At 32.5% G+C, this 21935-nt stretch carries 22 protein-coding genes; 5 read left to right on the top strand and 17 right to left on the bottom strand.

The window, feature by feature from the left end; all coding sequences use genetic code 11:
- Positions 1-33 precede the first annotated feature (33 nt).
- Positions 34-1911 (bottom strand): molecular chaperone HtpG, encoded by a 1878-nt coding sequence (gene htpG / locus AC4HCY_RS06830; protein ID WP_491095674.1) that lies wholly within the window; start codon positions 1909-1911, stop codon positions 34-36.
- Positions 1912-2066: 155 nt separating this feature from the next.
- On the opposite strand from htpG, the gene AC4HCY_RS06825 reads away from it, so the two are divergent.
- Both AC4HCY_RS06825 and AC4HCY_RS06820 read left to right on the top strand, forming a co-directional pair.
- Positions 2067-2213 (top strand): hypothetical protein, encoded by a 147-nt coding sequence (locus AC4HCY_RS06825; protein WP_323431608.1) that lies wholly within the window; start codon positions 2067-2069, stop codon positions 2211-2213.
- 12 nt (positions 2214-2225) lie between these two features.
- Positions 2226-2432: a hypothetical protein gene (locus AC4HCY_RS06820; protein WP_323431607.1), complete on the top strand. Its 207-nt coding sequence runs from the start codon at positions 2226-2228 to the stop codon at positions 2430-2432.
- A gap of 83 nt (positions 2433-2515) precedes the next feature.
- Here the strand turns inward: AC4HCY_RS06820 and AC4HCY_RS06815 are convergent, their stop codons facing one another.
- Complete coding sequence (locus AC4HCY_RS06815; protein WP_491095673.1) at positions 2516-2863, bottom strand: hypothetical protein; 348 nt, start codon at positions 2861-2863, stop codon at positions 2516-2518.
- Positions 2864-2986: 123 nt separating this feature from the next.
- Complete coding sequence (locus tag AC4HCY_RS06810) at positions 2987-3130, bottom strand: hypothetical protein (protein ID WP_491095672.1); 144 nt, start codon at positions 3128-3130, stop codon at positions 2987-2989.
- A gap of 185 nt (positions 3131-3315) precedes the next feature.
- On the opposite strand from AC4HCY_RS06810, the gene AC4HCY_RS06805 reads away from it, so the two are divergent.
- A complete protein-coding gene (locus tag AC4HCY_RS06805; RefSeq protein WP_491095671.1) occupies positions 3316-3558 on the top strand; it encodes a hypothetical protein in 243 nt (80 codons plus the stop codon).
- Positions 3559-3978: 420 nt separating this feature from the next.
- Here AC4HCY_RS06805 and AC4HCY_RS06800 read toward each other — a convergent pair whose 3' ends face one another.
- The 3 genes from AC4HCY_RS06800 to AC4HCY_RS06790 all read right to left on the bottom strand — a co-directional run bounded on the left by AC4HCY_RS06800 (position 3979) and on the right by AC4HCY_RS06790 (position 5646).
- Complete coding sequence (locus AC4HCY_RS06800; protein WP_491095670.1) at positions 3979-4707, bottom strand: hypothetical protein; 729 nt, start codon at positions 4705-4707, stop codon at positions 3979-3981.
- A gap of 108 nt (positions 4708-4815) precedes the next feature.
- Positions 4816-5241 (bottom strand): ankyrin repeat domain-containing protein, encoded by a 426-nt coding sequence (locus AC4HCY_RS06795; RefSeq protein ID WP_323432431.1) that lies wholly within the window; start codon positions 5239-5241, stop codon positions 4816-4818.
- An 81-nt stretch (positions 5242-5322) separates the two neighbouring features.
- Positions 5323-5646, bottom strand: coding sequence for a S41 family peptidase (locus AC4HCY_RS06790; protein ID WP_491095669.1), 324 nt, complete (start codon positions 5644-5646; stop codon positions 5323-5325).
- A 363-nt stretch (positions 5647-6009) separates the two neighbouring features.
- Here AC4HCY_RS06790 and hepT point away from each other — a divergent pair, with 363 nt between their 5' ends.
- Together hepT and mntA are read left to right on the top strand one after the other, a co-directional pair.
- The gene (hepT, locus tag AC4HCY_RS06785) at positions 6010-6450 is read left to right on the top strand and encodes a type VII toxin-antitoxin system HepT family RNase toxin (protein WP_491095668.1); all 441 of its coding nucleotides are present in this window, start codon (positions 6010-6012) and stop codon (positions 6448-6450) included.
- A gap of 13 nt (positions 6451-6463) precedes the next feature.
- On the top strand, positions 6464-6931 hold the full coding sequence (gene mntA, locus AC4HCY_RS06780) for a type VII toxin-antitoxin system MntA family adenylyltransferase antitoxin (protein WP_491095667.1): 468 nt from the start codon (positions 6464-6466) through the stop codon (positions 6929-6931).
- A 124-nt stretch (positions 6932-7055) separates the two neighbouring features.
- Here mntA and AC4HCY_RS06775 read toward each other — a convergent pair whose 3' ends face one another.
- The 11 genes from AC4HCY_RS06775 to AC4HCY_RS06725 all read right to left on the bottom strand — a co-directional run bounded on the left by AC4HCY_RS06775 (position 7056) and on the right by AC4HCY_RS06725 (position 21896).
- Entirely contained in the window at positions 7056-7241 is a 186-nt protein-coding gene (locus tag AC4HCY_RS06775; RefSeq protein WP_323432690.1) for a hypothetical protein, read from the bottom strand.
- Positions 7242-7370: 129 nt separating this feature from the next.
- The gene (locus AC4HCY_RS06770; protein ID WP_491095666.1) at positions 7371-7625 is read right to left on the bottom strand and encodes a hypothetical protein; all 255 of its coding nucleotides are present in this window, start codon (positions 7623-7625) and stop codon (positions 7371-7373) included.
- 528 nt (positions 7626-8153) lie between these two features.
- Complete coding sequence (locus AC4HCY_RS06765) at positions 8154-10349, bottom strand: ABC transporter substrate-binding protein (RefSeq protein WP_491095665.1); 2196 nt, start codon at positions 10347-10349, stop codon at positions 8154-8156.
- A 129-nt stretch (positions 10350-10478) separates the two neighbouring features.
- Positions 10479-11807 (bottom strand): lanthionine synthetase C family protein, encoded by a 1329-nt coding sequence (locus AC4HCY_RS06760; RefSeq protein WP_491095664.1) that lies wholly within the window; start codon positions 11805-11807, stop codon positions 10479-10481.
- Between the two features lie 16 nt (positions 11808-11823).
- Positions 11824-13143, bottom strand: a complete 1320-nt coding sequence (locus AC4HCY_RS06755) for a lanthionine synthetase C family protein (protein ID WP_491095663.1) — start codon at positions 13141-13143, stop codon at positions 11824-11826.
- Positions 13121-14827, bottom strand: coding sequence for an ABC transporter ATP-binding protein (locus tag AC4HCY_RS06750; protein ID WP_491096089.1), 1707 nt, complete (start codon positions 14825-14827; stop codon positions 13121-13123). Before AC4HCY_RS06750 ends, AC4HCY_RS06755 begins: the two co-directional genes overlap by 23 nt.
- Positions 14828-15106: 279 nt before the next feature.
- The gene (locus AC4HCY_RS06745) at positions 15107-16423 is read right to left on the bottom strand and encodes a lanthionine synthetase LanC family protein (protein WP_491095662.1); all 1317 of its coding nucleotides are present in this window, start codon (positions 16421-16423) and stop codon (positions 15107-15109) included.
- Between the two features lie 17 nt (positions 16424-16440).
- Positions 16441-17187 carry a flavodoxin family protein gene (locus AC4HCY_RS06740; RefSeq protein WP_491095661.1) on the bottom strand — a complete coding sequence of 249 codons (747 nt, stop codon included), beginning with the start codon at positions 17185-17187 and terminating at the stop codon, positions 16441-16443.
- A gap of 72 nt (positions 17188-17259) precedes the next feature.
- The gene (locus AC4HCY_RS06735) at positions 17260-18378 is read right to left on the bottom strand and encodes a CPBP family intramembrane glutamic endopeptidase (RefSeq protein ID WP_491095660.1); all 1119 of its coding nucleotides are present in this window, start codon (positions 18376-18378) and stop codon (positions 17260-17262) included.
- A gap of 83 nt (positions 18379-18461) precedes the next feature.
- Entirely contained in the window at positions 18462-18698 is a 237-nt protein-coding gene (locus AC4HCY_RS06730) for a hypothetical protein (RefSeq protein WP_491095659.1), read from the bottom strand.
- Positions 18699-18818: 120 nt separating this feature from the next.
- Entirely contained in the window at positions 18819-21896 is a 3078-nt protein-coding gene (locus AC4HCY_RS06725; protein ID WP_491095658.1) for a lantibiotic dehydratase, read from the bottom strand.
- Between the last annotated feature and the right edge of the window lie 39 nt (positions 21897-21935).

The raw sequence follows: 21935 nt of genomic DNA, 5'->3' as shown, positions 1-21935 counted from the left end.
TTTTTTATGCCTCTGGCCTCTAGCCGCTAGCCTCTAATTATTTGCCAGCCGCTCCAATATCATACCACTTCTTTTTAAGAAGCCTTCCAGCTTATCTGCATCCAGGCCTCTGCTGCCCATGAGAGCCAGATCATATACATGGCTGCATATCAGTTTGAAATCATCGCTCTTGTCATCCCTTCCTTCCAAAGCCTCCAGAGCTTTGATGAGGCTGTTGGATTTATTGAGAATCAATGTTTCTTCCCCTTTGAACATTTTGCTCATATCCTCGCCGCCAAACATGGAGCTCATCTCCTGCAGCCTTCTCTCATGCTCGGGCATGAGGAGCACTGCTTGGGTCCCGTCGGTCTTCAGCCTCTCCAGCTTTATCTCCAGCTTTTCTATATTCAAAGCCTTCTTTACAGCCTCTATAAGCTTTTCTTCCTTGGCCTTATCCTCTTTCTCTCCCTCATCATCACCCTTCAGACTTTCGGCTAAGTCAGAGTCTATCCTGAAGAATTTGACATTCATCTCATACATTTCAATATAGCTGATGAAATGATTGTCAATGGCCATATCTAAAACTACAGCCTCCAGGCCTTGATCCTTGAACATCTTTATATATTGATGCTGCTGCTTTTCATCACTGGCGTAAAATACCTTGTTCTCAGCCTTTTCGTCTTCTTTTTTGCCGCCGCTTTTTTCAAAGTATTCATTTAGGGTGAGATAATTGCCATCTATAGATTTATATATCAGTATATCCTTTATCTTGTCATAGAAATTCTTATCCTTTATGGAGCCGTATTTGATAAATGGACTGATATCCTTCCAGAAGCCCTCATATTTTTCCCTTTCCTTTTCAAAAAGCTCTGTGAGCTTATCAGCAACCTTCTTGGTGATATGCTTGGAAAGCTTTATCACATTGCTGTCTCTTTGCAAAAAGCTTCTGGATACATTTAGCGGCAAATCTGCGCAATCAATGGTACCTTTGAGAAGCATAAGAAATTCGGGTATTATCTCCTTTATATTATCAGCTACAAAAACCTGATTGTTATACAGCTTTATCTGGCCTTCACTCATCTCGTATTCATGACGAAGCTTGGGAAAATACAATATTCCCTTCAGGTTAAAGGGATAATCAACGGACAGATGTATCCAAAACAGAGGGTCATTAAAATCATTGAACACCTTTTTATAAAATTCCTTGTACTCTTCATCGGTGCAATCCTTAGGATTTTTGAGCCATAGGGGCTTGGTATCGTTTAAAGGCTTCTTCTCTTCCCCTTCCTTTTTAAACTTTTCATCCTCAAGGTATATCTCGACGGGCAGGAATGAACAGTGCTTCTCAATGATTCCTCTTAACTTGTACTCATCCAAAAATTCTTCACTCTCATCGTCCATATAAAGGGTTATGGCAGTGCCTCTTGATGTTCTGTCCGACGATGCCAGTTCATATTCGGTGCCGCCCTCGCTGGCCCACTTCACAGCCTCGGCCCCCGGCTGATAAGATAATGTATCTATTTCAACCTTTTTTGATACCATGAAGGCGGAATAGAAGCCCAGGCCAAAATGACCGATTATATCTGCCTCTTCTCCTATCTTATCCTTGTACTTGGCTATAAACTCTTCTGCACCGGAAAAAGCCACCTGGTTAATATACTTTTTAACCTCCTCCGCTGTCATGCCAATGCCGTTATCAATGAATTTTATGGTTTTTTCATCCTTATTAAAGGATACCTTTACTTCATATTTCTCATCATCGGGAATCTGGGCTTCACCTATGGATGAAAGCCTTTTAAGCTTGCTTATGGCATCGGTGCCGTTGCTTATCAGCTCTCTGACAAATATATCCTTATCAGAGTATAGCCATTTCTTTATGATTGGAAAAATATTCTCCGCATGAATTGAGATGCTTCCACTTTCTTTGTTCATATGTAAATACCTCCTAAAAAAAAGTTCTCCGCATTCTTATTTTAGTATATTTTTTGATACTGTCAAGATATCCAAAAAAATGCTGCATATGGACAAGCAATCCTGCAAAAAATATATGATAGGATCTATGCATTTATTAGGAAAGAAGGGATGACATGAGCCGCAAGGATTTACCGAATGTTCTCCCTGATGGAGCTTTGAAGCCCATCAGCTATAATGATTTTGTGATTGCAAAGCTCAATAATGATGCTAAACCAAAGGTCGAAAGCTTAGATGAAAAAGCCGCTAAAAAAAATAGATAAAGAGGTGTTATCTTGAAAAATAACAATTTTGAAGATGAAATTTTAAATAAGGAGCATGACGGAGCCAAATATCCTCATTTAAAAAAATTATATAATGCAGATTTTTACACCCTGGATTTTGATCCTTATATCACAAGATACGATGATGATGTATTGGATGATGACTATGAGGATGCGAAATACAGCCCCAAGATGTGGAGAGATACACACCCCCAGTAGGATAAGATAGCTGCATCCATTTTACTCCGGCAGCCGCTGAAGCTGCTCTTCAATGACTGCCGGATTTTTAAAAGACACAGTCCTTACAACCAGTATTGTCTGCTCAACAGGAGGTTTATTAGCTTTAATTGCTCTCGGACGGTTTCCTTATCAAATTCTTCGCTTGGCATTGACTCATGACCATGTCCCCACAAGTCCCAGGAGAAGGTTTTGAAGCTGTGGAGCCTATCTTTATTTTTATCTATCTCATAAACTAAATTATTTACTTCATCATACTTGATCGGCTCATTTCTCTTCCAGTGAAAGTATAAGCTTTTATCGGCTAATGCTTTTATCGGCTGAGCTATTTTTAACCTATATTCATTTTTCTGTTCTCCCTCTTTATTAATAGCAAAAAAGGTTTTAACGCTTTCACAGAAAATCCTATACATAAAATTCACCTTTGAACCTTTTTACATTATCTGAGAATTTTTTTAAAAATATCTCACTCATATCCTGCCTCTTAAAAACGTTATCTATTAGTTCAAGAACCAGACTCTTGTCAGCAGATAACATTAACTTTTTGATGTCTTCAAAATCTTTTTCGGAATATCTACTCCAAGCAGATATATAGGCGGACATTTTTCATTTTTCATGCGAGCAAAATCTTCCATGTCTTGCAGTAGCTCTAATAAAATATCACGATTTTTAGTGTACACGGCTTTTATGCCCCCATTATGTATTTTTTCAATTAATTATAACATATAGAATATGCCTTCTCAAACTTTAAAAGCAATCATTTGTATCAATCAAGGCTCTTCATTTCTATATGATATTGACTTATATAAAACGTAAATATATAATTAAGGAAATAATTTAAAGATTTGTTAAGAGGTGGTCTTCAGTGGATAAAAAAATTAATCCCACACCGTCCATACGACCTTATATGAAATACTATATTTCTATGGCTTTTATTATACCTATCACTATTGTTCTAACTTTTATTCTTAATGCTGATATCATTTCTGTAAAAAACCAATATGCACCTCATATATTGCTGACAGCATCATCAATCATTAACATTATTCTTTATAAGAAAGGTCATGACTTGCAGCACAATAATACTAACACTAATGATAAAAACTGATACCAAATATTTGATAATGAAAATGACAGCGTGCTTTTTCCTATTATTTCTATAGCAAATTGAAAATAGAAATGGTCAAAGAAATTCATAAGCGCTAATAATGCACCAATTAAAACAGAAAGTAATACTATTGAAGCACTTACTTTCCTAAGATATAAAAAATCTCTGAGTTTTAAATCGTTATTGTTAATCCAAACTAAAATGACTATTACCATAAATGAGTGGCTATAAGGACTCACAATAAATGTCAGCGGAAGCACAATCATCAAAAGAAGATTTACATCTTTTATCTTTTATCTTTATTTTATCCATTACTATACCCCCTGAGCATATATTCGGCTTGAAAAGGTTATATGCCGAACAGCCTTTATCGGATTATTATATATTTGTCTCAATTATTAGGAATTAATGGTCGATATGCTATCTGTCAATTATTTGATTTGGAATATATTTATATAAATATTTATTAACATCTGCTTCCTGTTCAGGTTTTATCTCCAGGCAATACTCAATTTCTTTTTCTTCTTGCTCTTTATTCTTTTTCCTCAAAAGCAAATATAAAGGCTTAGAGGCCAAACGATAGTGAATTTTTAAAGTCCCGGGTTCTCTCCATTCAGCCAATGATATGTTTTCCCAGGAAAGCAACAGCAATCCGTGAATTATTCCTTTTTCTCTTATTTCCGGCTGCCGGAAAAGACGCAAACTCATCCAGAAAACAAAAAGTAACAAGACAAAAAAGAATAACGCTTTTTTTAAAATCATCAATAGAAGCATCACTTCCATCACCTCTTGAGGCAAAAGCGATTCGGTAAAAAAGCGCACATCACTATCGATTTGAATTACTGCAAGCCATATAAATCCTATCCACCCAATCTGCAAGAACCAGAAGGGATAGTTAAAGTTTTTGAGCTTCATCTTCATTATTTTTTTACCTGCCCATTGAGCAAGAAATATTTCTCTATAAGTGATGTATATTACTATAGGCAGATATAGGATAGATATGATTGTCGGATATTCAAAAAAATGTATTGGCCTTAGCTCTCCCCATGGAAGTTCAGACAGCTTAACACCAGCAATTGCATCATATCTGCATGAGGTTAAAACCAATGTCATGATTATTAAAAATACCAAATAAAATTTTTTGCGCATCAATTATCCCCCTTTATCAATCTCCAAGCCGGAAAGCTTCCTGCCCTCTTTCACAAATTCTTACAAAAGCCATGCTGTTGTGTCAGCCATAGGGGTTCTTTTCACTCTTTATTTAGCGTATTCCTTAAAAACATCCTTTAAGTGTTCGCTTCCCTCTTTCGTTGCAATATCATACACAGATTTGCCGCCGGATGTAATAACATAAGGGTCTGCTCCCGCTTCCAGCAAAATCTTCGCCATATCACAGTTATTCATCACTAATACCATCTCAATAGGATATTTCTCTTCTGAATCCTTACCGTTAATGTCAACTGACTTGCTCTCTATTATTTTGTTCACTAACTCAATATCATTTTCCAGCACAGCTTGTGTTAATTGATCGATTGTAGCCTCTATATCCTCATCATCTTGTTTTTCAAATTCATTTACTGCTTTTGGTTCTCCGGATGCAATTTTTCTCCCAAAGCCGAGAATCAAAGCAGCTGATACCAGTAAAATGCAAGCCGCAGCGATAACCAATCTTTTTTTTAACATAATGCTATCCTCCATTTCTATTATTAAGGAATTCTATGTGTCCATTAAACTGAAGCAAGGATAATGTATAGGAATCATTTTTTAGCTGCAATTATTTATCCAGTCAATAACCGGATCATTGTTCAAAATAATGTCTTGCCTGGTGTAAACTATATGTACATCGGGTTCTAAAGTATCCGAATCTAATTCCGTCTTAGGAATTTTAAAAGATTTAGTTGCAACATTAAATTTTATCTTTGAGTTAGGAAGTTCATGCTTTAATGTGTTACCGTAGCTTAATGTACCATTACCTGTAGGCTCACCAACTAATAAGCCTATGTGATTATTCTTAAAGATGCCTGCGAAGCCATGTGCTGAACTAAATGTTTCTTTTGAAGCTAATACATAAATTTCTCCGTAAAACAAATCAACTTGTTTATTCGATGAACTTCACTGATAGAAATGATATGCATATAAGAATAAAAATCACGATATACTTTCTCAATTAGCAGACTCCCTTCATGGACAAGCTCAATGCTGTTATAATATTTATTCCCTATTCATAAGCTGGCCTACCGAACATTTATATAATATTACATCCATAATCTCATTTTACAACAAAAAACCTCTTATGAGGTAAGATGGCAAAACTCATATATGTTTTTGGTAAAACTTACGGTTTTTCATTCTCTGAAAATATTTAGGTTCAACCTAAGATAATTACATTATGATTTGGAAACAATTTATGGTAAGCTATAAATAATAAAATAAGCATATGGGGGCTTGAACATGACTAAGGATGTTTATGATGTTATAATCAAAAAACTTAAAGAATTAGAAAACAATTTAATCTTTCTAAAACAAGCTTCATCTGCTATCAATAATGATAACCTTAAAAAAGACATGATTAAATATTGGGGAATTGAGAGAGGAATACAAATATGCATTGAATGTGTTATTGATATTGGAAACATTTTGATTTCTGTTTCAGACAATGATAAACCATCTACTTATAGAGAAACAATGATTGCTTTAACCCAGATAGATGTCATACCTGAAAATTTTTCAAAAAAGCTATCTAAAATGGTAGGTTTTAGAAACATACTTGTACATGATTATACAAAGATTGATGAGGATATAATTATACATATATTAAAGAATGAATTAGATGATTTTATTAAGTATATAGAATATGTAAATAAGTGGCTGAAAGATAACTATAAAATATAAGGATGCGTTATATATGCAAAAAAACATCAATGAAATAGAAAAAGCGATGAGTGAACATATGCATAATTTGATATCCCACTATGGAATAAAGCTTATCTATATATTTGGCTCTTATGCCAAAGGAGAGAACAGAGAAGATAGTGATTTGGATATAGCTATGTATTTTCATAATGAAATAGATGGATTTAGGAAATTAGATATACTAGATAAGCTGGTTGAGATATTTGATAGGGAAGATATAGATTTAGTTATTTTAAACAATGCAGATGAAGTATTGAAATTTCAGGTTATAAAATACGGAAATTTAATGTATATGGAAAATTTAGCAACCAAAGTCATATTTGAAGCCAGAGTTATGAGTGAATATATGGATATGGAGCATTTCAGAAAAGTCAGAAATGAATTTAGTCATAAAAGATTTTTAGAGGTTATGAAGGATTATAATGAACCTATAAAGCTGACACAGAAAGCCGAAGTTTAGGTTTAAACATCCGAAGCAATTGCTATAGCAATTGCAACACACCGTTGCAAGGTGAATTGCCCCACAGGGGCAAGAGAAGGTGCCCTGGGGCACAACGAGGCGGGCGATTAATACGCACCGCCTGTCAAAATAATCGGTACCCTCCACTTGCGGAGGTGGGGGACATCTTAGCCTCGTTCCCTGCTCCGTTAGGGCCGATCAAAGCTGTAACTCCTTCTTTTATATTTAGATCAAGTTTTTGTAGGGCAAATCCTTTTTCATCGCTTCCACTGCCATACTTTTTAGTCAAGTTTCTGCAGATCATATCCATCTTATTTACCCTCTTTCAAAAAAGTCTTTCGATGTTTTATCATGCTGCATTGCAGAAGTTCTTTAAATATAGCCATCAAGTTTTGTCCGGCATAGAATCTTCACTTTAATGTTATGCGTAAATGTATCCTTATTCTTTAAGCTCGCCATTCTTTGATGGTTTATAAGTTCCATTAATTGGTATAAGAACTGATTCTACATCTTCTTTGCTTGCGATTCTAAGCTTAATCCCATCTAAGGTAGCCCTTACAGGTTTAGGAGATATATAATGATAGCTAAATGCGGCATATATGAACAGTATAATTACAATCAAAATACTGATTAGCTTCCCTGCAGCTCTCAATATAGTGTACCCCCCCCCAATATTTCTTTTTACTCCATTCATCTTTTAACGCCACTCATAACCTTAAGCATTTTCCCTTGGTAATTAAGATTGTTTATTTTGAGAGCTCATGATTAATGATATTCCATATACAATGACCATAATTGTTATTAAAAAGCCCCATATAAGCGGTGTTTTTACTATACAGCCCCAGAGATCCCACGAATACCCTCGAGTTACACGCAAATTTAAATTAATCAAATATACTTGCGTTAAAATGAATATTTCCAACGAAAATGTTAAGCATCCCATTAAAGTTGCCATATAGCCTACTAACTTATTATTCATACAAATTCACCCATCATTCTAAATTTAACAATTTCACTGACCATAAAAAAGTCCCATAAGTTATTTCTGCCGAGATGACTTTATAAATAACATATTATTGAATCTCTAGTTTCATTTTACAACAAAAAACCCCTTATGTGGTAAGTTGGTGAAACTCATATATGTTTTTGGTAAAACTTACGGTTTTTCTTATCCATCTATTAAATCCAATAGCCCTTAAGAAGCAATATTCTATTACCAATATTACTCGTTCAAATACAATTCCACTTTATTTTGCAAGATTTCTGCCATCCTTTCTGCACTTATTTGCTTGTCAAAGAATGGCCTTAGTTCACTCCATAAGTATCTGTTAATGGCATCGCTGGTTCTGTTTTTGTTTAATACATTTTCGATAATGTAATCTAGCTGTTTTATATCCATTTCCGTTATTCTATGTTCGTTTTCTTTTTTACTCTGGTTTTGATATTCAATAATTTCATTTATCCCTGCTTCACTTGCTTTTTTGTTTATTACAAATGAGTTAACACTCCATTTTTTCTGCACATCTTCAGACAATAAATATTTTACAAATTGCCATGCTTCATCTTTATTTCTGGAATTGTTATTTATCGATATATTTTTCCCAGTGAACATTCTTGATGTCGTATAATTACCTTTCGGCTCAGGCATCATCTTTAAATTCCCATTAAAAATGTTTCCAAAAAACCTTATGTCAAAGTAACTGCAATATGATACAGGCATCAGTAGAATATGCTCATTACCGGCCCCTTTCGCAGATTGCCATATGGTTATCTCGTCTATATCCGGGTGCATGACCCCTTTGTCGTATATTGATTCATATGTATGCAATGCATCAATAAACTCATCTGTATCGAATCGTGCCGTTTTGCTCCCCTTATTTAAGTAATAATCCCAGTCATGGATTATCTGAGATTCTAAAAGTACCAGAGTACTTGTCAATTTAGGAAGCATATAGCACTGAATGTTTGAATCATTATTCGTAAATGTCTTAGCAATTTTATAGAAGTCTTTCCATGTCCAATTCTCATCTATAGTCAATCCTTTATCCTTTAAAAGCTTTTCATTTACAAGAAAGCCTTCAAAGGAATATGTGAGCGGAATTGCATATAAACCTTCTCCGTATTTTATACCATATAATATGGAACTGAAATAATCGTTTACGTCAAAGGTATCATCCTTTCCGATGAGCTCATTATAGTCAGCCAACAGCCCTTTTTTTGCACAATCACTCAGATCATAAAGATATGTGCAGAATATATCCGGCCCTTTACCGGCTAATAATTCTGTATTCAATTTTTTCACATAATCGGACATTGGGATGTCATTTTCGACTACTTTTATCTTTATGCTTGAGTTATCCTTCTCAAATTGTCTGGCAGCATTCGATATTATATTGCTCCTATCAAAAGTTATCTCAACTATCAGCTCTTTCTGCTCCTGCTTATTGACTGTATCTGCTTTCATCTCCTGCCGGACATATTTTTTTAGTGTTGAGGTTCCTCCGTTATGTATCAGCATATAGACATCTTCATTTTCATTCACCAAAAATAAACTAGCACCTTCAACAATCGAAATCTGTGAATAATCAAAAACCTTGCTGTTTTTATATATGTTGATTATGCTTTTACTGTTCAAACCATATAAATTTTTTGTATTCCTATTATAGTAAATATAATTAGGCGCTGCTGCTCCGTTATATTCCTCCTGCCAAATTGTCTTCCCGCTGTTTGAATCAATTTTTTCTATCCTATTCTTATTCCATTGTTTTCTGTATAGTACGATCAAATTATCATGCTCATCAATGTCAAAATCTGCATACCTGTTTTTATCATGCACATCAATGCTTTCCAATTCATTATTGAATACTTCAATATATCCGCTTAGTTTAAGAGCATATAGATTCCCTTTACTGTCTATCTTTATCTTTTCGATAATTTCATCCTTTAGCGGCATATAGCCTTCACCAATCTCTTTTGTTGTATTGTTCTGCTCTGTATACTCTCCTTGTGCTTTAAATATAATAAGCTGCCGTTTTATTTGGATTATTTTCTTATAGTCGTCGGCAATGATATCTTGACCTAAAACATATATATTCCCAGCGGTATCAAACTCAAGCTGCACATTTTCAAATGTATCCGTCCTAATATCTAAATCCGTACTGCTCACATGATTTTGACCTATAGAAACCAGTTTGTTTTCATCTTTTAAATAAGCGACCACTTCATTTTTGTTATTCATCCCTATGCATGAAACCGGGCTGCCACCAATATCGTTGCTAAGCTCTGCTTCCTTATAGAACACAGATCCCACTGTTTGCATTTCTTTCTGATTATTGCTGTCTTCAATGCTGCATCCATTGATTAATAACTGTAAAAGAAGCATCACAGTCAAAGCAAATATCCGCCTATTTATACTCATACACTTTTCTCCTTCTCATTATAGGTGTATTATATTAGCCTTACCTCTCCCCTTCCAAGGTCAGATACCTTAATAGGCATAAGCAAAAGGTCTTTTTATTTTACTGCATAGTTCCAATTGCTTGATCAGTCATTCCAATAATAAATGTTTTTGAAAATATGTATCTTTTTTAAATAAAGATATAAGTACTAGAATAATACCTGTAGTTCCTTCCAAAAAGCTGTTTTTATCAACATGTTTTGTTTTGAATGAGTTTTCTATATCTTCGTATATTATATCCCGGAATCCAAACTCTGAATTTGGAATATACATGGATAACAATACATCTGTCAGTTTAACTATTCTATTATATATAGTCGGATCATCGACATCTTTATATATATTTAAAAATATAGCTAAAGCTCCTGCATAGCCATGACATAAAATTGGCGAATTGAGTCGGTAGCTGCTTTCATCTAATCTTGCAATTCTCCGAATGTTATCTAATGCAAAGCTGCATATGTTATTATCATTTATCATCTTTGATATCGTATATAAAGCTCCGCTTATACCAATGGCCCCATAACACCAACTCTGCCTGTTGCTTTTATATACATGCACATTGTCGCTAATAAAATCTTCATATTTTAACTGCCCGGGCCATAGATATATCCCCTCTGCATTAGGAGTGCCGTATTTCGCATATATGTCTAATATTCCTTTTATGGCTTCAGCTTGTCCATCAACAATTATGTTTTTACTATAGGCTTTAGATAATGCAATTCCCATTCCGATTAATCCATGAGCAACTCCAAAATTAAAGTTTCCATTGGGAAATGTAGTTTTTTCATCTTCACGCACTAAATTTTTAGATTCAATATGCCAATTGGGTATTTGTCCGCCTTTATATTCGTGTTTCCCATTAAAAATCTGAACGATACATTCCAGCAATACTTTTAAAACCTCATCCCTTTCCTCGCTTGATTCACATTCCAATAAATACAGGACTATACCTGATAATCCGCTTATAACATCATAATATGAAGCTTTCATGCTGTTAATGTTTTCTCTGATAGAATCACAACAAATCCTTGTGTTATGATAAATCATTCTGTTTATGCTGCTCAAAAATCTGCTGTAACATCCGGTTTTTTTATTAAACAAGGTCAATGAAAATCCTATACCGCACAATCCCCCAAACAACCCCATCCCAATTATTGTCCTGCTTTGCTCCATATCTTCTTTTAAGCATTCCATTATTTTATAAGAGTTTTCCAGCCAATCATTTTTATTGTTAAAAAAATTATAGCCTTCGCCTATTGCCATTAGATACTCGGAATATAAGCTTCTATTTATCTCTTTTCTCTCAATGCAATCATTGAGATCATGAAAATATCTTGATAGAATAATATTGATTTTTTCAACAAGCTCATTATTGAGATTCAAATAATTATCGTTCATGTAAAGATCTATACTCATTGCTCATCGTCCCCTCTCAAATAATATATAACTGCCTTTCCCAAATTGTATCTCTTTTTATAGCTGATATTAAGGCCAGCACAACACCGGCCGCACCATTCAATATATCAAAGAATTCTATATATCCTGTGACTTTGATCCCGTCTTTCTCTACAGTGCCACAGTTCACAAACCCATAAGAATAATTTTCATCATAGGATTTTATTATTTCTGCTATCAACTCATGTATCTTGCTCTTTAAAATAGGATGTCCAATTTCTTTGCATAATAAATTTAAAACTACCAATATTCCAGAGTAGCCATGACATATTATTGATGATTCCAGAAGATATTTTCTATTATCCATTTTTGCTATACTCAACAAATTATTTATGGAAAATTGCAGCAGCTCATTATCCCCTATATTCTTTGATACCAAGTATAAAGCTCTTGAAATCCCAATATTCCCATAACACCAACTCGCTCGTGGTTCTCTGACCCTATCAATACATTTGTTATCAATAAAATCTTCAATTTTGAGCTGAGACGGCCAATTATAAACTCCATCTTTATCTAATATCCTGAATTTCATATATATCATGATTATTTTTTTAATAGCTTCTAATTGTCCCTCTACTATCATTCCTTTTTTATAAGCCTCAGATAAAACCAGCAGAGGGCCTAAAATACCATGAGCCAATCCAAAGTTTAGATTGCCTTGACTAAAATTCTGGCGGTCTTCTTCTCTTGTCTGGTTTTCATATTTGATATGCCATCCAGGTACAATATGACCTTGATATTGAGTATCTTGACATAAACAAACAAAATAATTGAGAATGGATTTTAACACTGCTTTTTTTCTGTCATTAACGTCTTCATCCCATAATAGGTACATGCCAACACCTGTTAACCCGCTCACCAAATCATAGTGGTAATCCTTTATATTGTTAATATTCCGTTGACATGCTTTAATATAACTTTCTGCTCTGTCAAGCATAAGATTTTCCGCTGTTTTCAAAAATCTTTCATAATATCCTGTTTTAGCGTTAAACAGTTTTACTGCAAACAAAATATCAGCAAGCCCTCCGAAAGCCCCTAAAGTCTTAACCTTCCCATATTGTATGTTTTCCTTCAATTCTTCCATTATTTTATATGAGTATTCCAGCCATTTGCTTTGTTCAGGCATTAATTCAAGCATTTCTCCAATTATGATCAGATATCCCGTGAGCCCTTCACCGGCAAGTTTATTATTTTTTATATCATCTTCCAATTTGGAAAAGAAATGTTCAATTATATTATTTAATTCAGCAGCTTCCCAATCATATAAAAAATTGCTATCCTGAAATAGACTCACCATAATTATCCCTCTCAATAATATTTCTACTGTTGGCATTATATAAGCTATATCCTTTTTGGATACTGAAAAGCTTATAGTATACTCCCTGTTCCTTCATCAGTTTTTCATGATTTCCTTCCTCGGCTATACATCCCTTATCCAATACAACAATTCTATCCGTTATTTGATTGACCTGACTGACTTTGTGGGAAACAAATATCCCAAGCCTCCCTTTAAAAACTCTTTTATATTCATTCAACAGTTTAAATTCCGCTTCTGCATCCAAAGAAGAATCCGGTTCGTCCAAAACATATAGTTCAGCATCTCTGATAAGGCCCCTGGCAATCGCAACTTTTTGCCACTCACCTATAGAAATCTGCTTATCTCCAAACCAGCTTCCTATAATAGTTTCTAAGCCTTCTTCGTTATAAATTTTTTTGTTTAGTTGGATAAAGTTGAGCATATCAATGATCTTATCGTCCTTATGGATATCGGTTATGCTTCCGAAAGATACATTCTCTCTTAACGAGGCTTCATATTTCATATAGTCCTGAAAGATGCAACCCACATATTTTTGATATTCCTTCTTATCAATTTTTTTTAAGTCAATTCCATTTATAAAAATATTTCCTTCATAATCATCATAAAATCCTAATATAATCTTTATTAATGTTGATTTTCCAGAACCATTTTTGCCAACAACAGCTAAGGTCTGGTTTTTGTCAATGGTTAATGATATATTCTTTAAAGCATAGTCTTTAGACCCTTTATATTTATAAGAAACATTATCTAGTTGAATTTTATTTATTCCATTGATTTTTACAGCATCTTCAATATTCTTATCTTCATCAGCCGCTAAATCAATGAATTTAAATAGTAATCCTATAAATAATGAGTTTTTTGCAATTGAACTGAATAAGGACAAAATAGTCTCTAAATCTCTTTTAATGGAAAAAATACATTTCGTATAAGTAATCACGTCACCGATTAATATTAGCTTCTTAACACCGCAATAAACCAGATAATAGAATATTGATCCCGAAACAATTTGATCTCCAAATGACAAAGTTGTCTGTACAATGGTTGACCTTCGTGCAATAGAAATATCTTGTTCTATTATTGTTTCCTTTAGAGCATTATATTTTTTTATAAGATATGCTTTTAATCCATATAATCTTATTTCTTTAAATGCAGTTCCCGTCATAAACAAATAATTTATATACCATATATTCCTTTCTTTATCTGTTCTTTTAACCTGGATATCGTATTGAATCTTTCCAATTTTTAGAGAATATATATATTTAAATAGAGGAATGATCAGTATGATTGCTATAAGTTTGATATTGAATCTGCTCAGAATAGCAGCAGATGATAAAATTGCAATAAATGTTCTTATAATAGATATAAAAGAATTGAAGAATGATAATATATTATCTCCGCCCTGGTTTTGCGCCCTGTTAATTATATTGTAGGTCTCGCTGTTTTCAAAATCTCTCAATGAAAGGCCTGCAGCTTTATGAAGCAATAGTGTTTTGATATGTTTATCAAAATTTGCACTGAATTTTGTATAATAAAAGCCATATAGTGCTGTCAACAGGGCAGATAACATATCAAGGAAAGTATACAACCCTATGAAAAATATGAATGTTTTAGTGCTCGAACTGCCAACTTGGAGCGTATTTATTATTGTTTGCATGGTTATCATCGATAATGCAGGAATAATTCCTTGCAGTATCGCAATAATAATAGTTATGAATATAAAAAATCTATTGTACCTGAAAATCAAAGAAATGCATTTTTTTAAGATTCCATAAATGCGGGCAATTATTTTTTCATCTTCCATAATTATTGCTTGCCTCCCTAACACAGTTCCTTTAATATATAATATATAGTGAAATTTGCTATCACATTTGGCGTATGGGTTTTAAGATTTAGACTATAAGCTTACTTTTACTGAAGTTCTTCAAATTCTTCACACGTTATTCTAGTCTATTAATAATAGTTTTCCGTACTGTATATCTTCTGACAAAATACTTAGCATAGCTAATGCAATACCCAAAGCGCCTTGTAGAAAAGATAAATCCTCAAAATACCCTTCGACAAAATTATTTTCATCCTCTAATGCTTCCTTGTGCTCATCTATATATTTATTATTATCTTCAAATACTTTAAGAATTTTTTCAATATTATCTTCAATATTATTTATATATCCATAGTCTCTATCTCTCATATAAGAAAATGTTCTTAAAGATAATATGCTTGAGTATCCATGACACACTGATGGACTGTATAAATTATATTTTTCTACTGGCTGATTTATTATATTTATTAAGTCTTTCTTATATATATCTTCTTTATCATTCCAACTCATGTTTTCAGCAACTTTCTGCAACCCTCTTGCTATACTTATATTCCCATAACACCAACTTGAGGCCAAATGATAATGTTCCTCTTTACATTTTCCTACTAAATATTCTTCAAGAGAAAGTTGACCAGGCCAAAATGGGATTTTATCTTTATAGGCCTTAAATTTTTCGTATAAAATAAATAATTCCCCTATTGATTCTTCTAATCCATCAATCACACATCCAAGTTTAAATGACTTAGATAGAGCAATAAGAGGACCCAACATTCCATGAGAAAGTCCAAAGTTCAGATTTCCATTGGTAAATCCCTCCTTTTCATCTTCTCTATACTGATTCTCTCTAGTTACATGAAAATTGATTACAGAATCACTTTTATAGTTATGATATTTTGTAAGATTAACCAAATAAAAGATCACTTCTTCTAGCTCTTTCTTTTCATTCTCTGTCCAGGGAAAATCTAACAGATAATAAAAGCTTCCTGAAAGGCCTACCATAATATCATATTGCATCATTACAGTTTCGGGATTGAGTTTGTTAAACAATTTTGCTTTATTTATCACAGATTCAAATAAATACTTATTTAAGCTATCAAAAAATCTTGTTAAATTTCCTGTTCTTTTACTGTATTGCGATACTGCAAAACATGTATATCCAAAGCCTGAAATCATTGCAGTATCATTTTCTCCAACTCCATAGCTTTCTAAATCTTGTTTAATTGCCTTACAGATATCATACCCAATCTTTTCCCATTTTTGTTTATTTTCCAACAAGCAGTACCCTTCTGAGATCAGCAATAGTATATCACTATAATAAATTGGGTTTAGAATTCCTTTATCATATTTTCTTTCAATATTACGATAAACATCATCAATAAAATTTTCCATTTTACCTTTTATATCACTATTCAAATTTATATATGATTTGTTATTTATCATGTTTCACTCAACCCTCCTTATAATATGAGTTTATCTCCATTGTTTTTAAATTTTACTGCAAACTCCTGAAAAGATTTACATTCCTTAACCCATTTTTGATTCCAATATTTCCATTCATAGGTATTAATCTCATCTATGTATAATGAATCCGCTTTTATCTGTATATATAAATTCTTCATCGAAGTAAATGCATGCTCTAAATATCTATTTGAATATCCAAAATTAAATTCCATGTCGCTTAGAAATTTCAGAGTATTTATTTCAACAAACTCCTCGATAGAATCGGCAATCTTAATATACTCGAAGTTATTTAAATTCTTTATTCCCATAGAACTTTGGAAATCTTTTAGATATAATTTTACTTTTTCTTGCCCATTACAACACGTTGTTGTTAATGTAAAACCTAGTTTCCCCGCAAAATCTAACAGATGACAAGAAACTGCTGTTCTGTCAAAAAAAGTCTTCATTATACCTGATATGTTGTGCCCGTATACTGGACTTGCAAAAAATAATATATCTGCTTTTTTTAACTCTCTTCTAATAATTCCGAAATCATCTTTTTGATCCATTGGACAAAATCCTTGTTTAAAACATGTATTGCAACCTATACAGTATTCTATATTAAAATCACTCATACAAAAAAGATCATAAAAGTAATCTTTATTTTTAGCAACAATATTTTCCAACATTCTATTCATTATAAATTTAGTAATAGAATTTTTGTTTTTACTTCCAATAATTGCGACTATCTTTTTCTCATGCATATAATCCCCCCAACATCCTACTTCATATTGTATCGACATACTTAAAATATTTATTATTCTATTCCATGCATCTTAATTCTTGCCATCAATTATATTTTTATTATAATCTGTATAAACCTTAGATAAAATAAATGGCATAAATATGACTGTACAGACAATTATATCTATAAGTACTATTTTTATATTAAGTACCCAATTATAAATTTTACCAATATATAGTACTGCGATACTATTATTCACATAATGTATAGCAGTAATGGACCATATATTTTTTGTTTTCATATATACGAATCCCAAAAACACACTGCTACAAATGCACGCAGGCAGTGAACTTATTACTGAAAGAATCGGAGTTTTCGGACTGTATAAGGTGAAATGTAATGGCAGATGCCATATTCCCCAAATCAGCCCCAAGGTAACAACACCTTTTCTTGCACCTAGCCTTTCCTGTAAAGCAGGCTGAAGAAAATATCTCCATCCATATTCTTCTCCTAAAAAAGGAACAAATGATATGATGAAAAGGAACGGTAGAGCTAAACCTCTTATTAAAGCATTGCCTTGAAATACATGTAAATCTGCTTTCAGAATAATACCAGATTTTATCTTTATTATGTCAGTAATTATTGTATTGAAAAAATATAGTAATACAAATAGCAATACATAAAGGATAGTTTTCTTCCAATTAGTTCCATATAAAAGTCCAGAATAGATTGTATTGTCTTTTCCTTTATTGACCAAACATATAGCACATAATATTATACTTGTTATCATAATCAAAATACCTAATTCTCCGTTAAAATCTTTCGCCTCTACAAATGAAAAATATAAAGCTGATAACAGAGATAAAAGAAAATTAACAAAATATACAATATAGAAGCTTTTTGCTATTTTATCTCTCTTTTCTTTATTTAGCCAAAATGCAAGCATAGCAGCAGTTGCTGGTATATACATCTGAATTACCGCATAACCCTCTATCTGCAATCCTTTTTTTCTACAATAAAACATCAAGCATCCAAGAACAAATATAAATCCAAAATTAAACAAGAAAAATATCATCAATTCGCGATTGCTGATATGTGAGTTGGCTTGTCCTTCTGTCAGGATGTCTTGGCAATTATTTTGGCTACTTTCTAAATTATTTCTCGCATTGATATATCTAGCTTTAGCACTACCTTTACTTAATTCCTTCATAATACTTACCTCTTACCTTCCTTCTTGTAATTAATTCTTGGGGCTCCATTTTACTTAATTATCCGTATATTTACATATTGCTACTAACACATAATCTGTATTGTTCCATCATTTAATGGACCATTACAAGAGTGATGTGGATAGTCTACTGAAGGAACTGGGCAGCCATTAGAACAATCTATTGTTTTACATTTATCTGAACATCCTTGGGCCCAAGATGTTATAATGGCTGTGCACACTGGTCCAAGGGTTACCGCTCTGGGTTCATTTCCATTTTTCACTTGCTTGAGATCCAGGTCAAAATCATCGTAATTTCCCATCTCAATACCTCCCTATAAAATGTTTAGAATTAAAAGGGTTAGTCTAAGCCCCAAGAACTAATTTGCAATAGTAATATCTTGTCATATTATTGAAATTAAACTGTGAACATTCGCCATATATTAAATTTTGTTTATATGCTTATTCCTCTCAATGAGTGAGTATAATGCATGTCTGATTAGTGCCATGTATTTCTCTTCATACTCTATTTTTCCGGTTAATCTGTTGCAATACATATGCATTAAAGATAAAATTATGTCCTCTCTAAAATTGGTATTTGCCTTATTATTCACAGCTTTTAATAGCTTCTCTTTGAACCTTATTAGTGCTTTTTCTCTAGACAGTATACTATTTCCCATGTTTATAAACACAGCATCAATAGGTGCAATTCCATTTACTAAAATTTTTTCTACTAAATTCATATATTTTTTCCTATTCTTATTAAACTCGCCTCTGTAAGCTTTATGGTAATTCTTCGCATCTAGCACTTCGAACGCATCTGTTTCATCTTCTGTTAAGAATTTTAGCATCATACACAATCCTGCAATATAAGATTTCTCCAACTCGCTTTCTTTTTCCATATCTATTAAGCTTAAAATGTCAACAGTAAAGGCACTATCTCTATAAAACAGATTTTCCGTTTCCTCTATTAAATCTATCCCTCCATATCTGTTTGTTTCTCTCTTATATGTGTCAAAAACCCATCTGGTAATTAGGGCTTTTTCTCGAAGTTTCTCCAACCAAACATTTAAGATTAAAACTTTTTCTACTGCTTCTTGTTGACCATTAAATTTAAACCTAATCCTCAAATGCTTTCCTTCATTATCAAAATACCTCAAATAGAAAAACATAGGATTCTCTAAGCTATCTAACACTTCATATATGTTTTTAAGCACATCATCTTCCCTATTCCCAATACCATACAGCTTTATATATACCCAGCCTTCTTTAAAAGGAGGAAACACTCGATTTTCATTTTGCAAAACTAAGTTATCTTTTACATAGCTTCCTTTATTTATATCAACTTTTTCTTTCTTATCACTATCTAATATAAGTGAGAATATCATCTCAGAAACATAACTTCTACCTTTTTTGTCCTTTACAATACTGCCACTGAACAGTCTATTCTCTAATTCACATAATTCTAACTTTCTGCTTTTTTTAACTGAAAAATATATTATCTCTATAGATTCCTCACTTTCCAAATCTAGAACTAGCCTATTATCGTAGTCACATAGGTAAACCAATTTATCTATACTATACTGATTTCTATAATTTTCAAAACCTTCCTTGAATTTTTCAAAGGTATGTAGCTCCAACATTTCTTGTGTAAATATCCATTTTCGGGGATGTATTATGACTCCTTCAAAGCTTATTCTTGGAATATAAACGTAGTTATTGCTATATAACATGTATAATCTATCAATAAACTTATCTTCATATCCGACTGAAACTTCTCTTAAAAAACTCAACATTTTACCATTTATAGCTGAATTTAGCATGTTATCTGCAACTATCTTACATATTTTATTTTTGCTCTTTGATTTAATATATAGCTTTCCATCTTGAGATAATCCGATTAGCAAATCATCTATTGTAATTTCATTTGAAGAGTATTCTTCTGTAAGCGCTATTGGAAGATAATAATTATGATTTTTAAATCTATTAGTAACATTATTAGACCTCCCTGTAACAGTCAATTCCCTTGCTTCAACTAAAAGATATCCTTCCTCTGAAAGATTTATTTCCTCTTTATAAATTTCATTATATTCTTGTAAAAGGCTTTGATTAAAAAGATTTGTGAATCTTTGAAACATACTCCCAGCCTTTGATGAGCCCATATTGGGCCCAACCACTATGTTATAATTATCCTCTAACTTGGTTATAAAGAAGTTTATATCAAAAGATTTGGAATACCTACTTTGAGGATATTCTTTTATAATATTTATAAAATCAGACTTTTTTAATACTACTTCCTCTTCATTATTCATCAATGCCGATAGAATTTTATTGTCTACAATCTTTCTAATGCTTGCCTCTTTTTTTGACATTGGTTTTGAACTGCTCTCTATCAAGGACAACCCATTAAATCCATTAGCATCAACTATTTTATTTAATGGAACTTCAATATTAAATCCGTAGTCTTCAGAAAATCTATTTATAAATTTGTCAAGCTTAGAAAATTCCTGTCTATCTACAGCAATTTCACTCATTGCGTTTACAAAGTTCTCAATCCTTACTTTTAAATCTCTTGGTAAACTATTTTCTTCTAAAACTAACCCTCTATTTATCTCTAAAAAATCTTTAGAATTATGTAATTTCTCCATAATCTCATATATATTTTCAATTATCTCTACATCGGCTACAAATTCTTTACTTCCAGTATACATATTTATTAGTCCCTTCAATTCCTTTAGATCACTTACTATATCTTTAATTCTCTCATTTGATTCCAGCATTTGAATAACATGTTTCAAGCCATCATCACAATAAGCAGGAACCCTTAAATCTGTTAATAGATATTCGTTTTCAACTAACATTCTAAGCGTTTTATCTATTACTTCTTCTGGTATTCCTTCATATTTCTCTAATATCTTAAGTTTCAAATCTCCATAACATATAAATGACTTCGAATTTTCTTTTATGAGCTCAAGTAAAAAAGAGTGCTTTATACTATTTTCTTCTACATAAATTTCATTACCATTAATATCTCCATGATTAGAAACATATGGATTTTTCATTCTGTCCCCATATTTATAGCAAATTGTGTTAAACTTCAGTCGTAATTTTGATAGAACTTCCTGATTTTTTTCTAATTCGTGTATTAGATGGCAAACCCAGTAAGTATCCACTTTTGCATCCCTGATACATTTGCTATCATCAATAATGATTTCATCTTTCTTCATTAGGTCCGAAAACTTTCCTAGTGCTACCCCTGCAAATAATCCATAAGGGGTTGGCCTTGTTGATGCTCTGGTTATATACTTTAACAAACTAAGCCTATATGCTTTTTCTTTTTTCTTGCTTTTTACATCTATATTGAGAGCTTTATGCAGAGATTTGCTTGAAACTAAAAAACTCTCATTAAGAAAATTGTGTATATCTTTGTCATTAACGAATTCTAATATATCTTTTTTTAAACTATTACATTTTGATAGCTCTAAAAACTTTTCTATTGGTAAGGTTGGTGTCCTTATCATAAAAACATTTTTACACCTGTATTGCAAAGATTTCACCTC

This window comes from Lutispora sp. QWL-02 (genome assembly GCF_058315355.1).
This window is presented reverse-complemented; position numbering and strand designations above follow the sequence as displayed.

Excerpts from the sequence above, each read along its gene's own strand:
- AC4HCY_RS06735 (WP_491095660.1), bottom strand. The coding sequence starts at position 18,378 with ATGAAGGAATTAAGTAAAGGTAGTGCTAAAGCTAGATATATCAATGCG.
- AC4HCY_RS06825 (WP_323431608.1), top strand. The coding sequence starts at position 2,067 with ATGAGCCGCAAGGATTTACCGAATGTTCTCCCTGATGGAGCTTTGAAG.
- AC4HCY_RS06775 (WP_323432690.1), bottom strand. The coding sequence starts at position 7,241 with ATGGATATGATCTGCAGAAACTTGACTAAAAAGTATGGCAGTGGAAGC.
- AC4HCY_RS06765 (WP_491095665.1), bottom strand. The coding sequence starts at position 10,349 with ATGAGTATAAATAGGCGGATATTTGCTTTGACTGTGATGCTTCTTTTA.
- AC4HCY_RS06800 (WP_491095670.1), bottom strand. The coding sequence starts at position 4,707 with ATGCGCAAAAAATTTTATTTGGTATTTTTAATAATCATGACATTGGTT.
- mntA (WP_491095667.1), top strand. The coding sequence starts at position 6,464 with ATGCAAAAAAACATCAATGAAATAGAAAAAGCGATGAGTGAACATATG.
- AC4HCY_RS06730 (WP_491095659.1), bottom strand. The coding sequence starts at position 18,698 with ATGGGAAATTACGATGATTTTGACCTGGATCTCAAGCAAGTGAAAAAT.
- AC4HCY_RS06740 (WP_491095661.1), bottom strand. The coding sequence starts at position 17,187 with ATGCATGAGAAAAAGATAGTCGCAATTATTGGAAGTAAAAACAAAAAT.
- AC4HCY_RS06815 (WP_491095673.1), bottom strand. The coding sequence starts at position 2,863 with ATGTATAGGATTTTCTGTGAAAGCGTTAAAACCTTTTTTGCTATTAAT.
- AC4HCY_RS06760 (WP_491095664.1), bottom strand. The coding sequence starts at position 11,807 with ATGAGTATAGATCTTTACATGAACGATAATTATTTGAATCTCAATAAT.
- AC4HCY_RS06795 (WP_323432431.1), bottom strand. The coding sequence starts at position 5,241 with ATGTTAAAAAAAAGATTGGTTATCGCTGCGGCTTGCATTTTACTGGTA.
- AC4HCY_RS06750 (WP_491096089.1), bottom strand. The coding sequence starts at position 14,827 with ATGATAACCATGCAAACAATAATAAATACGCTCCAAGTTGGCAGTTCG.
- AC4HCY_RS06725 (WP_491095658.1), bottom strand. The coding sequence starts at position 21,896 with ATGATAAGGACACCAACCTTACCAATAGAAAAGTTTTTAGAGCTATCA.
- AC4HCY_RS06745 (WP_491095662.1), bottom strand. The coding sequence starts at position 16,423 with ATGATAAATAACAAATCATATATAAATTTGAATAGTGATATAAAAGGT.
- htpG (WP_491095674.1), bottom strand. The coding sequence starts at position 1,911 with ATGAACAAAGAAAGTGGAAGCATCTCAATTCATGCGGAGAATATTTTT.
- AC4HCY_RS06755 (WP_491095663.1), bottom strand. The coding sequence starts at position 13,143 with ATGGTGAGTCTATTTCAGGATAGCAATTTTTTATATGATTGGGAAGCT.
- hepT (WP_491095668.1), top strand. The coding sequence starts at position 6,010 with ATGACTAAGGATGTTTATGATGTTATAATCAAAAAACTTAAAGAATTA.
- AC4HCY_RS06770 (WP_491095666.1), bottom strand. The coding sequence starts at position 7,625 with ATGAATGGAGTAAAAAGAAATATTGGGGGGGGGTACACTATATTGAGA.